Annotated in this window: 10 protein-coding genes; 7 read left to right on the top strand and 3 right to left on the bottom strand. The window is 32.1% G+C overall.

What is annotated here, in order from left to right; all coding sequences use genetic code 11:
* The first annotated feature begins 173 nt into the window (after window positions 1–173).
* From KQI41_RS15885 to KQI41_RS15895, 3 genes are read left to right on the top strand one after another with little or no spacing between them, the layout of a single operon-like run.
* Window positions 174–887, top strand: coding sequence for an ABC transporter ATP-binding protein (locus tag KQI41_RS15885; protein ID WP_425335892.1), 714 nt, complete (start codon window positions 174–176; stop codon window positions 885–887).
* Window positions 888–3,029 (top strand): COG1361 S-layer family protein, encoded by a 2,142-nt coding sequence (locus KQI41_RS15890; protein ID WP_216585665.1) that lies wholly within the window; start codon window positions 888–890, stop codon window positions 3,027–3,029.
* Entirely contained in the window at window positions 3,022–4,317 is a 1,296-nt protein-coding gene (locus tag KQI41_RS15895; protein ID WP_154438499.1) for an ABC transporter permease, read from the top strand. The genes KQI41_RS15890 and KQI41_RS15895 overlap by 8 nt, the downstream gene beginning before the upstream one ends.
* 122 nt (window positions 4,318–4,439) lie before the next feature.
* Here KQI41_RS15895 and KQI41_RS15900 read toward each other — a convergent pair whose 3' ends face one another.
* The 3 genes from KQI41_RS15900 to KQI41_RS15910 form a co-directional block, all read right to left on the bottom strand.
* Complete coding sequence (locus KQI41_RS15900; protein WP_216585666.1) at window positions 4,440–6,362, bottom strand: S-layer homology domain-containing protein; 1,923 nt, start codon at window positions 6,360–6,362, stop codon at window positions 4,440–4,442.
* 99 nt (window positions 6,363–6,461) lie between these two features.
* The gene (locus KQI41_RS15905) at window positions 6,462–8,066 is read right to left on the bottom strand and encodes a CTP synthase (RefSeq protein ID WP_216585667.1); all 1,605 of its coding nucleotides are present in this window, start codon (window positions 8,064–8,066) and stop codon (window positions 6,462–6,464) included.
* 151 nt (window positions 8,067–8,217) lie between these two features.
* On the bottom strand, window positions 8,218–8,802 hold the full coding sequence (locus KQI41_RS15910; RefSeq protein WP_216585668.1) for a LysM peptidoglycan-binding domain-containing protein: 585 nt from the start codon (window positions 8,800–8,802) through the stop codon (window positions 8,218–8,220).
* A 151-nt stretch (window positions 8,803–8,953) separates the two neighbouring features.
* Between KQI41_RS15910 and KQI41_RS15915 the strand changes: the two genes are divergently transcribed.
* The 4 genes from KQI41_RS15915 to KQI41_RS15930 all read left to right on the top strand — a co-directional run bounded on the left by KQI41_RS15915 (window position 8,954) and on the right by KQI41_RS15930 (window position 14,476).
* Window positions 8,954–10,438, top strand: a complete 1,485-nt coding sequence (locus tag KQI41_RS15915; RefSeq protein WP_216585669.1) for a spore germination protein — start codon at window positions 8,954–8,956, stop codon at window positions 10,436–10,438.
* Window positions 10,431–11,567 carry a Ger(x)C family spore germination protein gene (locus tag KQI41_RS15920; RefSeq protein ID WP_216585670.1) on the top strand — a complete coding sequence of 379 codons (1,137 nt, stop codon included), beginning with the start codon at window positions 10,431–10,433 and terminating at the stop codon, window positions 11,565–11,567. The genes KQI41_RS15915 and KQI41_RS15920 overlap by 8 nt, the downstream gene beginning before the upstream one ends.
* 21 nt (window positions 11,568–11,588) lie before the next feature.
* Window positions 11,589–12,683 (top strand): GerAB/ArcD/ProY family transporter, encoded by a 1,095-nt coding sequence (locus KQI41_RS15925; protein ID WP_216585671.1) that lies wholly within the window; start codon window positions 11,589–11,591, stop codon window positions 12,681–12,683.
* Between the two features lie 113 nt (window positions 12,684–12,796).
* A complete protein-coding gene (locus KQI41_RS15930) occupies window positions 12,797–14,476 on the top strand; it encodes a peptide ABC transporter substrate-binding protein (RefSeq protein ID WP_216585672.1) in 1,680 nt (559 codons plus the stop codon).
* The last annotated feature ends 40 nt before the right edge of the window (window positions 14,477–14,516 follow it).

Here is a 14,516-nt window from a genome sequence, read left to right on the forward strand (position 1 = left end):
GAAATTTTATTTAAGCTTATTATATCATATTGATAATCAGTTCACAATTCAGATTTAGAATTCTTAATAAATAGTAATATTCAACATTAAACTTTAATAATATTGTAACTATTTAATATTACATGTTATGATAAAATATAATTAATAGTATTTAATTGGAGGTGAATCTATTTTTGAATGATTTAATTATATTAAAAAATTTGAGAAAAGTCTATAAAATGGGAGACGAAAAAATTATTGCTTTAGATGACGTAAGTCTATCCATAAAAAAAGAGGAATTTATATGTCTTTTAGGTACATCTGGCTCAGGTAAATCTACATTATTAAATATGATGGCTGGACTAGAAAAACCTACTAAGGGTGAAATAACCATAGGGAAATATAAAATACACAAAATGAACGAAAGAGATATAACCAAGTTTCGTCAAAAATATGTAGGCTTCGTATTTCAGTCCTATAATTTAATTCCAACTTTATCAGCTTTAGAAAACGTAAGTTTAGGTCTTACATTTCAAGGAGTACCTAAATCGGAAAGAGAAAAATTAGCAGAAAAAATCTTAGTAGACGTTGGTTTAGAGAAAAGACTTCATCACAAGCCCTCTGAAATGAGTGGGGGACAACAGCAAAGAGTAAGTATTGCAAGAGCCTTTGTAGGCAAACCTGACATAGTATTTGCAGACGAGCCTACAGGAAATCTAGATACTAAAACTACACTGGAAATCATGGATTTAATCACTGGTATGGCCTATGACCTTAAACAAACCTTAATAATAGTAACCCATGATGTAGAGATCTCAGACTATGCCCATAGAGTAGTTAGTCTTAGGGATGGACATATAGAAAAAATCATAGAAAATGAAAACATAATAAAGGGGGCAGCAAATTAGATGAAAAGATTTTTAAGTATTTTTTTAGCAGCAATCTTGGTTATATTACAAGTTCCAAGTATGGGATTTGCCTATAGAGGTGACCCTAATATAATAATTTCCAATTCAACTACTTACCAAGGTAAGCCCGGTGAAAGTATATCCATATCTGTAGACCTTAAAAATACGGGCTATGGCTATGCCACAGATGTTACTGGTAACCTTAGTGGAGACTCTACTGGAATGGTATATGTAGATGGTTCTTCCTTTGATAGTATACGAAGTATGAGAGATCGTGAAAGTGGAACTTTATCATATAGAGTAAAAATAGACCCAGATGCAGAAGGAAAAAATTATTCTTTACCAATTGAAATCACTTACTATGGTGAATCTGATTATCGTGATGTGCCTTCTAAAGATAAGGAAGGCAATATCATAAAAGATGAAGAAACTGGCGAAATCATCTATGAAAAAGAAGAACTAGCACCAAAGCAATACACTACAAAAGGAACTATAAATATACGTGTTACTCAAGATAAAACTTCATCTCAGCTTATAGTAGACAAAGTAGATATAATGCCTTCATCGACTGTCCAAGCAGGGGAAGTTATTGCAGTAGGATTCAACTTAGCAAATAACGGTAATGCTACAGCAGAAGACATTAAAGTATCTTTAGGTGGACTATCTGGAGAAGGATTTGCCTTAGCCAATGGAGTTAATAGTAAAACTATACAATCTATAAATTCTGGAGGTAAAAAATATGTGTATTTTGAATTAAAATCATCAAAAAAAATATCCTCTGGAAATCATGAGCTAAAACTAATCTTATCTTATAAAGATAAAAAAGGTGAAACCATAACTGATGAAAGTAATTTCTTTATAACAGTTGCTGGAAATCAAGGTCAATCATCTAATTTAATAATTGAGAAACTAAATTATCCAACAGGTTCAATTGGACAAAACAAAGAAATAACTGTAGGCTTTAGTATTAGAAACCAAGGTCAATCAGATGCAAAAGATATAATCGTGGAAGCTAAAAGTACAGATCCATCAGGAGTAGTGCCTAAATCTGTAAGTATAGTAAAATTAAATTCACTGGCTCCACAGGATTCTCAAGACTTAGAGTTTAAATTTTTAAGTACAAAGGCAGCTGAAACTAAAAACTATCCTATAGAAATCACAGTTAGATATACAGACGATTTAGGAAAAGAAGATACTGTAAATCAATTTGTTGGAGTATTTGTAGTAGCTCCAGAAAAAGGTGATCCAACTAAAGGAAAACCAAAATTAATCATAGACAAATATAGTTTTGACCCACAGCTAGTTAAGGCAGGAGAAAACTTTGAAATGACTCTTTCCTTCTATAATACATCTAGTAAAAAAACTGTTAAAAATATAAAAATATTTTTAACAGCAGAAGCAGCTGGAAGTAATGATAATCAGAAAGCTGGCAGTTCTGCATTTACACCAGTAGATAGTTCCAATACATTCTATATTGACTCCATAGCCCCTAAAGGCAGAGTAGAAAAAACCATTACTATGTTTACAGTTCCCGATGCTGTGGCAAAAACTCATATTATAACAGCTAACTTTGAATATGAAGATAACGATGGTACAGAATTAAAAGATGTTGAGTTAATAGGAGTACCTGTAGTACAACAATCAAGACTTGAAACTGGCGAACTAGGTGTTTATCCTGAAGCATCAGTAGGTCAGCCTTTACCTGTGTCTTTAGAATTTTATAATACAGGTAAAGTTACATTATATAATATGATGGTTAAATTAGAAGGAGATTTCCAAACAGAAAATGGAAGCTATTATGTAGGTAATTTTGATAGTGGTGGCAGTGAATATTTTGAAGGAACGGTAATTCCAAATGCACCAGGAGAGTTAACTGGAGCAGTAGTTTTCACATATGAGGACTCCACAGGTCAACCTCAAGAATTAAGAAAAGAATTTACACTAAATGTAACGGATATGCCTCCAGCAGAGGAGTTTCCCGGAGAATTCCCACCAGAAGATAATATGAATCAAGGTGGAATTAAAGGAATCCTTACTTCAAAATGGCTATGGTCTATTTTAGCCATAGTGGCAGCATCTGTTGGCGGATATTTCTTTTATAAGAAAAAGAAAAAACAAAAGGAAGAAGCATTAGATGAGTAATATAGATTTATTCGTAATGGGATTTAAAAATCTGTGGAGAAGAAAACTAAGAACCTTTCTTACAGTCCTTGGAGTAATCATAGGTGCAAGTTCTATTATAGTAATGCTTAGTCTAGGATTTGGAATGAGTAAAGCCTTTGAAGAACAAATTGCCCAGTGGGGTAGTTTAACTACCGTCAATGTTCGTAAAAGTTGGGAGGCTCCCCAACCTGGGAAAAAAGAAATGCCTTTAGATGATAAAGCCGTAGCATCCTTTAAGACTTTGACTAATGTAGTAGCCGTAAGCCCTACACTTCAAGTTTATGGTTCTATTATAAATGGAAGATATGTTGCATCAGGTTCCATTAAAGGAATAGACCCTGATTCCATGGAAGACTTTGGATTCGAAGCTGCTGAAGGTAGACTTTTAAACAATAAGGATACCCTTACTGTAGTATTTGGAGGTCAAATGCAGAATAATTTCTACGAACCTAAGGCAAGAACCTATAGAGAACCAAAAATCAATCTTATGAAGGATAGAATGACTCTAACACTAGATCCTAACTATGGCTGGTCTACTCCAGGAGAGCAAAAGGTAAATTATAAGGAATATAAAATTAAAGTAGCCGGAGTTTTAACAGAGGGAAACTGGGAAACCAACTATGGAATATATATGCCTCTTAAAGATTTACAACAACTTATAAAAGAAAAAGAAAAATCAGAAAATCAAAAACCACAACCAGGTAAAAAGAATAGTGGATATGATCAAATAAACGTTAAAGTAAATGACATGAAAAATGTCCAAGAAGTGCAAACAACCATTAAGGACATGGGCTATGAGGCTTATAGTTTAAATGATGAACTAGAATCTATGAAAAAACAAGCCGCAGTAATTCAAGCAGTTCTAGGTGGAATTGGGGCAGTATCATTACTAGTTGCAGCCATAGGTATTACAAACACCATGGTAATGAGTATTTATGAAAGAACTAAGGAAATAGGTATAATGAAAGTAATAGGTGCCTCCTTAAAGGATATAAAGAGATTATTCTTATTTGAGTCAGCCTTAATTGGACTTACAGGCGGAGTATTTGGAGTAGGGTTTTCCTATTTAATATCCTTCGTTATAAATAAGCTTAGTGTGAAATTTGGTGCAGCCATTGGCTCTGGTTCCACTAAAATATCCATAATACCCCTATGGTTAATACTTGCATCTATGGTGTTTTCGGCTCTTATAGGAATAGTATCAGGATACTTCCCTGCAAGACGTGCCATGAATCTATCAGCATTAGAAGCGATCAGAACGGAATAAAAACAGTGAATAACTAAGAGTGAAAAGTGAATAGTTTAAAAGATAAAAAAACTAATAATTGGAATTGCCTTCCAATTATTAGTTTTTTAATTATTGGGGAACTTAAAGTTCCCCAAGGTTTATTATCTTAATTGTATAGTATCTGCTACAAAATAGAATCCATCATAAGTTCCTGCTATAAGAATCTTATCTCCTCTTCCCAAATGTGATAGAGAAATGGCTTTAAGTGATCTATCTGCTATAATAGCATCTTTTTTAACACGTACTGTTATTTCATCACCATATTTTGAATCATCTAAATCTGTGTTTTCTATAATCAAAATTATCTCCATATTTCTAGTGTTGATATAATCAATTTTACCTAGTAAAGTAGATTCCAGTCCTTTAGAGTCTGCTGATATTTCAATGATTTCATCACCTTCTGTAACAGCTTCTATATAATATCCTGTTTTTAAATCTATTGGACTTGTAACTGTCTTATCTACTCTAATATACACATCTTTACTTAAAGCATACTTTTCTTCTTTTTTAGTATCTTGGTTTAATACTGTTATTTCTATGCTTTGATGAAGCCTAGTACTTTGTTCTACAATTTGACCTTTTATATTTTTCTTAACTACTTCAGCATCTATATCTTTTACTATGTTGTATTCAGCTTCAACATAAGCATCGTCTTTTACTTTTAAATCCTCTGCTTTTGCTTTTCTATTGTTTCTAGTTATATAAGATTTATCGTTTATTATAAACTCATATACATTATCCTTATCATCCACTATGGTAATATCATATTCTCCATCTTTACTATCTTTTACCTTAGTTATTTCCTTTATAGTACCTTCTACTTTCTTGATTTTGCTTATAGCCTCAATATCGTAGATTACATTGTTGCTACTTTTTACTTCTATTAAATCTCCTTCATTTAAGTCCTTTAAACTTGCAGATTTATCATTTAAATATATTTGTGCATTTTTATCTACATTAAATTCCTTAGAAAGAGTCTTGCTTCCTTCTGTATATTCTAAAGTCATCCTTAGACCACTAGCATTTATGGATTTAATCTTACCAGATACACTTTCCTCTATGGATTTAGCTTTAAGACTTACTATTTGATTTGTATTTCTCTTTAATTCTAGTTCTACTTCTTGTCCTTCAGCTAAAGAAGCATAAGAAACACTTTTACCATCTACAGTTATTACAGATGTATTGGATAATCTATAAGTAGCCTGTCCCTTTACTTTATCTGTAATTGTTACAAGCTTCTCTGCTCCTCCTTCAGTAAGTAGCTTTATCTGTCCACTTACGCTGTCTGTTTCTGTTGAGTCTGGTGTCTCTGGTGAAGTAGGGTTAGTTGGAGTAGTTGATATTCCATTATTCTCCATATAATCATATGCAGTTGACATCATCTTTGCCATTACATCTCTTGTTAAAGAAGAATTTGGCTTGAAAGTACCATCTCCATTTCCCTTAGCATCATAAACTCCTGCATCAAGTAATACCTGTACATATTTAGCTTGACGTGCTTCAATACTAAGTACATCTTTAAATGGCAAAGCTACAATTAATTTACTTTGAGCTTCATCTTCTAAACCCATGGCTTTTACTAAATACTCACTTATATCTACTTTTTTAATAGGTTTTTTTACAAGACCTTTTTTACTTACATCTCTTAATTGCGATTCAGTAATTATACCTCTATGTAGACAAACAGCTAGTCCTTCTTTTGCCCATGATTCTATCTTCAATTCCTTTAATAAATCATCATAACCATCTAAAGCTTTAGTTCTTTCTGCTTCACTAGGATTAGAAAGTCTGGCAACTAAACTCATAGCTGCATCAAAGTTTAAACTTCCTTGAGGAGAAAATGTTGTACTGGTAGTTCCTGAAATATAGCCTAACTTTGCCATATTCTCCACATAACTATAAGCCCAATGGCTGGCAGGAACATCTTTAAATCTTGGTGCTGCACCATAACTTGGAATCCCTGATATTAATATTGCTGAAGCTAAAATAGTGGTCATGCCTTTTCTCAATTTTACACTTTTCATTTTCATAACCTCCTTTATTTACAGTAATTCCGATTTTTGATTTAGTAATTACTATTCACAGTGGATAATAATATTTAGATCAAAAATCGGAACTATTAGTTATTCATTATCTTTCATAGTTGCTTTAATAAACTCTCTAAATAATGGATGTGCCTTCGTTGGTCTTGATTTGAACTCTGGATGGAATTGAACTGCTACAAACCATGGATGATTTTTCAATTCTATTATCTCTACTAATCTTTCATCAGGAGATGTACCAGATATAACTAAACCATTTTCAATAAGCATATCTCTATATTCATTGTTGAATTCATATCTATGTCTATGTCTTTCATATATAATTTCATCATTATATATTTCAAAAACCTTGCTATCTTCCTTAATTTTACAAGGATATAATCCTAATCTAGATGTACCTCCTAATGTATCTATATCCTTTTGTTCTGGCATTAAATCAATAACTGGATAATCTGTTTGTGAATTTAATTCTGAACTATGTGCATCCTTTAGATTCGCCACATTCCTAGCAAATTCTACAACTGCCAACTGCATACCTAAACATATACCTAAATAAGGGACTTTGTTTTCTCTAGCATATCTTATAGCAGAAATCTTTCCATCTACTCCTCTATCTCCAAAACCACCAGGAACTAAAACTCCATCTACATCAGATAAAAGTTCTTCTACATTGTCATCATTTATTTCTTCTGCATGAATCCATCTTATACTTACACTTATATTGTTGGCAATAGCACCATGACATAAGGATTCTGATACAGATAAGTAAGCATCCTTCAGTTCAACATACTTACCCACTAGACCAATAGTCACATGACCTTGAGGATTATTTACTCTTTCAACGATTTTATTCCACTCTGTTAAATCTAGTTCATCACATTGTAAATTCAAATGATTTATAACTAATTGTGGAAGTCCTTCCTTTTCAAGCATTAAAGGAATTTCATATATAGTATCGGCATCACTATTCTCTATTACTTCTGATGGGTCTAGGTCACAGAATAAGGCTATTTTATCCCTTAAATCCTTAGCAATAGGAACTTCGGTTCTACAGATTAAAACATCAGGTTGAATTCCAAGACCTCTTAATTCCTTTACACTATGTTGTGTAGGCTTAGTCTTTAGTTCTCCAGCTTTAGATAAATATGGAACTAAAGTCACATGTAGATACATTACATTTTCCTTACCTACATCATATTTAATCTGTCTAATAGCCTCTAAGAAAGGTAAAGACTCTATATCTCCTACTGTACCACCTATTTCAGTGATCACAACATCTACATCTCTTTCCTTAGATGCTCTTATGATTCTTTCTTTGATTTCATTTGTTATATGGGGAATTACTTGAACTGTTCTTCCATCATACTCCCCTTTTCTTTCCTTATTAAGTACAGACCAATAAATTTTACCAGAAGTTACTGAACTATTTTTACTTAAATTTACATCAATAAATCTTTCATAGTGACCTAAATCTAAGTCTGTCTCCGCTCCGTCATCTGTAACAAATACTTCTCCATGTTGATATGGACTCATTGTTCCTGGATCCACATTTATATAAGGATCAAATTTTTGAATAGTAACTCTAAGTCCTCTGCTTTTTAAAAGTTGTCCCAAGCTAGCAGCAGTAATTCCCTTTCCTAAAGATGAAACTACACCACCAGTAACAAATATATATTTAGTTGGCACTTTACCAAAACCTCCTCAAAATATTTCATATAGTCAATTTAAAAATTTCGTTTACTATAGTCTATCCTAATAGTTTATCTTATATAAAAAAATAAGTCAATTATTTGGAAGGTTTTTTGAATAAAAAATAGAGAACCTTAGGTTCTCTATTTTATTGTTGAGGTATACAAATTACTTGACCTATTTGTAAATTATTAGGATTTATCCCTGGATTTACACGCATTATTGCATCAACTGTAGTACGGTATCTTTGTGCAAGGATATAAAGAGTATCCCCTGATCTAATAGTATAAGCAAAAGTTCCTGCTGGACAATGTCCCGGTGTCGGTCCTCCAGAACAATTTACTCCCAATGCAGTCCAAGTATTTATTCCTACTATTCCATCTGGTGTAAGTCCTCTACTTCTTTGGAAAGCCACAACAGCTGAATGAGTATTCGGACCAAATATACCATCTATAGCACCTGGATTAAATCCATGACCTAATAAAAGTTGTTGAAGTCTTACTACATCAGCCCCTCTGCTTCCTTGTCTTAAAGTAGGACAACTTCCTGGTGTCGGTGGTGGAGTAGGTCCTGATGTTGGTATACAAATTACTTGACCAATAAATAATCTATCTGGATTTACACCTGGGTTAGCTTGCATTAGAGCATCTACAGTTATACCGTAGGTTTGAGCTATTCTATAAAATGTATCTCCCGCCTTAATAGTATAAGGCATTCCATTTGGACAAAACATATTATTACCTCCCTTAATTGAATTATAACTCAATATAGTATATTCAAATAAAATCCATTGGTTCATCATAGATTTAATTTTATATAAGACAACATAAAAATACTCTATTTGGTAAAGCTAACAAATAAACTTATATAAGGTTGTGGATATTATGAAAAATTTACAAGATTATAATATATCTTACTCTTTAGATGAAAATATAAATTTAATGAAGGAAATATTTAAAGACGATAATACTTTAAAAATAAAAAAACTTCAAAACCAATTTAATCCCAATATGGTTTGCTGTATATTTTTTATTAATGGAATGGTTGATGAAAATATAATCAGTGAATATATAATAAAACCTATTATTACAAATAGGATTTCATCTAATTTAAACCAAATGGACACTTTCCAAGATCAAATTATTATGTCATGCTCCTCTGAAAAAACTAAAGATATATCTAAATTAGTTGATGCAGTTCTAATGGGACATACTGCTCTATTTTTAGAATGCGAGAACAATTGTCTTATTATAAAAAGTCAAGGTTGGCAAACCCGTAATATTGAAGAACCTACTGTAGAGAAATCTCTTCGTGGTCCAAGGGAAGGGTTTAATGAATGTTTAATGGTTAATTTGTCTATGATTAGAAGGAAAATCAAATCAAATAAATTAAAATTTAATTTTATGACCATTGGAGATATAACCAATACAGATATTTGTATAGCTTATATAGAGGGGTTAGCAGAGGAGAAAATTTTAGAGAACTTATACAGTCAATTAAATGCCATTAAAATTGATGGAATCCTTGATGTAAAATATATTCAAGAGTATATTGACAAAGAACCTTTTTCCATATTTGAAACCACTGGAAGTACGGAAAAACCAGATGTAGTAGCGTCAAGGCTTTTAGAAGGAAGAATTGCACTTTTAGTTGATGGTTCTCCTGTAGTAATGACTCTGCCTCACATTTTCATAGAGCTTTTCCAATCTGCTGATAATTATAGTTTAAATTATTATTTTGCATCTATAAATAGGATTCTTCGTATATTCGGGTTCCTTTCTACCATAAGTATTCCTCCTATATATCTAGCACTAGTAACCCAACATCAAGAGTTTATCCCTACTCCACTTATGATGAGTATTTATGCTTCTAGAATATCTACTCCATTGCCTACAATTTTAGAGCTTATTGGGCTGCTAATCGTATTTGAGGAACTTCGGGAGGCAGGAGCACGAATGCCCTCATTTATTGGGCAAGCATTATCTATAGTAGGGGCATTAGTTCTAGGAACTGCAGCTGTAGATGCTAGGTTTGTCAGTGCTCCAATAATTATTGTAGTTGGAATGTCTGGGATTGCTGGTTTAATAACTCCGAATCTAAACAGTGCTTCAAATGTTATAAAAATAGTCTTGATTTTTCTTTCTTCTATATTAGGCCTATATGGATATATTATAGGAATGACATTTCTCCTTATTCATTTGCTTAAACTTGACTCCTTTGGTATACCATATATGTCAAATTTAACTACATTTAATATGCAAAGTTTAAAAGATACAGCCGTAAGATCTCCTGCATGGTATATGAGGCTTAGACCTAGATATATGACAAATAACCATATTTGTAGTAATGGAGGTAAAAACCATGAATAAATCTTTTATTTTTATACTAATTATATTTATGATTTTAAGCTTTGTTACAGGTTGTGGAAATTATATAGAAATTGAACAGCTCTCTCCTGTGGCTGGAATAGCCATAGATAAAAGTCCTATTGGCTACAAATTAACCGCTGAAATCATAGATGTAGATGAATCTACTAAAGAGCCAAAGTTTGTTTCATTAAGATTAAGTACAGACGGAAAATCAATTTTTGATTGCGTTAGAAATATGATTAATCTTACGGCAAAGAAATTATACTTTGGACATACGTCAGTAATCATAGTGAGCAAAGATGTAGCTAAGGATAGTATTATACCTATCTTAGATTTTATATTTAGAGACTCAGAGACTAGAATCAATATGTATATGGTAGTTTCTGATGAATATACTGCCAATGAAATACTTCATCTCAAATCTGTCTCTACTGATATTCGTTCCTTTGAAATAGACACCATGATTGTTTCTAATGACCAACTATCTAAAGTTCCCAATACTTCTGTTTATCAATTAACTAATCATATAGGAACTCCAGGATTATATCCTGTAATTCCTACTGTTAGTATGGAAGTAAATGAAGGATTAGAAACCATCGTACTATCTGGTGGTGCTATTTTCAAACAAGATACATTAGAGGGATTTTTAGGACTAGATGATATTAAGTGTCTTCGTTTTATTAGAAATGAAATTAAAGGTGGACTTTTTATTTTTGATATTTCAAATACTACTATCTCCTTAGAGATATTTAAAAATAAAACAAAAGTTAGACCAAAGATAGTAAATAATCAACTGGTCATGGAAATTAAAATAAAAACCATAGTAAGCATAGGAGAAACAAATGGGCAAATAGATACTCTTCATGAAAATAGTATTAATAGAATTAAAACTATAGCTGAAACATCACTGGAAGATGATATTCTTCAATTTATTAAAACTATACAAACTGATTATGGGTTAGATATATTTGGATTTGGCAATATAGTAAAACAGAGAATGCCTGATTTATGGAAGGAAATTGAAACTAATTGGGATAGTATTTTTAAAGAATTAGATATAGATGTAGATGCAGATATTCATATTAGAGGTAGTGGAAACCTATTTAAAAATATAACAGAAAAACAGTAACCCTAAGAGGTGGTAAAATTGATGGAAAATAAAAAAATTAGTAGCTCACAGTATAAATCATTGATGGTTATATTTATATTTGGAACTTCTCTAATATTCGTTGGAAATATCCATGGAGAAGAAGATATTTGGATTTCTATTTTAATAGCAATAGCAATGTCTATGCCTCTTGCACTTATATATGGCAAAATAGCAAAGTTATTCCCTAAAATGGGGCTCTTTGATATTTTTATAAAGACATATGGTAAAGTTTTAGGTAAGTTTTTTATTTTGGCTTATAGCTTTCATTTTTTTCATCTAGCCACTATGATTTTAAGATCTATGACAGAATATATTCAAGTAGCCTCTTTACCTGATACTTCTCAATATACTACAGGGATTCTTATTGGGATTCTTATTATTTATACTATAAATGCTGGTCTTTCTGCTTTTTCTACATGGGCGAAACTAATTCTACCTATTGTTATACTTTTGATTATTACTACAATCATTTTAGGATTCAATCAATTTGATTATTCCTATCTTATGCCCATACTGTATAATGGATTAAAGCCAGTCATGGTTAATAGTTATTTATTTATTACTTTCCCCTTTGCTGAAACTATAGTATTCTTAGTATTTTCGGCCTATGCTGATGACAATAATGATTTTACTAAGGTATATATCCATAGTATTCTCATAGGTGGCTTTTTTCTATTAATTAATGTCTTTAGAAATATTTTATTATTAGGTTTTCCAAACGTAAATAATGTACTTTTTAGATCTGACTTTGCTACCTCCATAATAACGATTTCTAATTTTATTCAAAGAATCGAAATCATTGTTTCCTCAAATCTAACATTGACTAGCTTTGCAAAGGCTACAACTTATTTATATGCCGCATCCCTTGGGTTTATAAAGCTCTTTAACATAAAAAAACATAAAAGATTTCTCATTATCCTATGTATTATAATGGTAATCTTATCTAGATTTATTTTTAAAAGTACTATGGATATGGCAAGATTTATTAGCTTTTATCAGTACTATGTTATACCATTTCAATTCATAATTCCTTTACTTACTTTAACTATAGGTGTTATAAAAAAAAGAAATCTTAAAAACAACTCCGATTTTTAAAACTAACTTTAAAAATCGGAGTTGTTTTATTATTTCTTTAAAGTTCTATTCCTTTTGAAAAATAAATATAATTACTTAAGTATTACTTTAAATATTTAAAAGGGGGCTTTAATATGAAGAGAAGTTTTATAGTAATAATGAGCCTGTTACTTGTAATAGCCTTATTAATCACTGGCTGTGTACCTAAAGGTGGAGATGAAGTAAAGGAACCTACAGATACACCAAGTACAGATTCATCTGCTACACCACCTAGTGAAAGTAAAAAAGAAGCAAAGATTTTAAGGACAAACAATGGCAGTGAACCAGGTTCATTGGACCCTGCGTTGGCTCAAGGAACCCATGAATCTTGGGTATTAGACCATACATTTGAAGGGTTAATGAAAATTGATCCAGACTTAAAAGTTGTTCCTGGTATGGCAGAGGAATATATGATCTCAGATGACAGTTTGACTTATACCTTCACTCTCCGTGATGATATTAAATGGTCAAATGGTGACTCTGTTACTGCCCATGACTTTGAATTTGCATGGAAAAGAGCCTTAGACCCCGAATTAGCTTCAGACTATGCACATCAACTTTATTATATTAAAGGTGGCGAAGCTTACAATACTGGGGAAGGAACAGTTGATGATGTATTAGTTAAAGCTTTAGATGACAAAACACTTGAAGTAACTCTTGAAGCACCTACTGCATACTTCTTAGAATTAACAGCATTTTATACACTTTATCCTGTAAATAAAAAAGTTGTAGAGTCTGATCCTGATTGGGCAAAGAATGCCAGTACTCATGTGTCCAATGGACCATTTACTTTAACTGAATGGGAGCATAATGCTACTATTAAAATTAGAAAAAATGAAAACTATTATGATTCAGCCAGTGTCAAATTAGATGGAGTAGATTTTGATATTATTGATGATGAAAATACTACATGGCAAAAATACGAAGGCGGAGATTATGATTTCTTAACTCCATTGCCACAGGCTGTAGTAGCTCAAATGAAGGATAATAATAACCCTGAATTAATCATAGGTGCTGAGGTTGGTACTTATTACTATAATTTAAACTCTAAAGTCAAACCATTTAACAATATTAAGGTTCGAAGAGGGCTATCTATGACTTTAGATCGTCAAACTATAGTTAATAAAATTGCTCAAGGCGGTCAAATTGCTGCTGAAGGTGTTGTTCCTTTTGGACTACCTGATGAAAACGGTAAAGAATATCGTGATGCTGTAGGAAAACTAGTAGAATATAATGTGGAAGAAGGTAAAAAGTTATTCCTAGAAGGTTTAGCTGAAGAAGGTATGAAAATCGAAGACTTTAAAAATATAGTCATTCTATATAATACTTCTGAGGCTCATAAAAAAATTGCTCAAGCAGCACAGGAAATGTGGAGAGTTAATTTAGGCATTGAAATTCAGCTGGAAAACGTTGATTTCCAAGTTAAACTTGATAGAGAAAAAGCTGGAGACTACCATATATCACGTGCTGGTTGGATCGGAGACTATATGGACCCTATTACATTTATTGAACTATGGGAAAGCAACTCCTCTTTCAACGATGCAAAATATAATAGCCCTGAATACGACCAATTGGTGAAAATAGCCAAAACCAGCCCTGATCCTAACGAGCGTTTTGATGCAATGAGAAAAGCAGAACAGATTGTTATGGAAGATATGCCTATAGTGCCTGTTTATTTCTATACACAACCATATGCACAAAAATCCTATGTAACAGGTGTATATAAGCCATTGGTAAACTATCCAAAGCTGACTTATGCTGATATAAATAAATAAAGGTAGAGGCGAGCCTAGCTCGCCCTACTATATAAGGAGG

Origin of the sequence: Tissierella pigra (genome assembly GCF_018917845.1) — a bacterium.
Taxonomy (GTDB): Bacteria; Bacillota; Clostridia; order Tissierellales; family Tissierellaceae; genus Tissierella; species Tissierella pigra.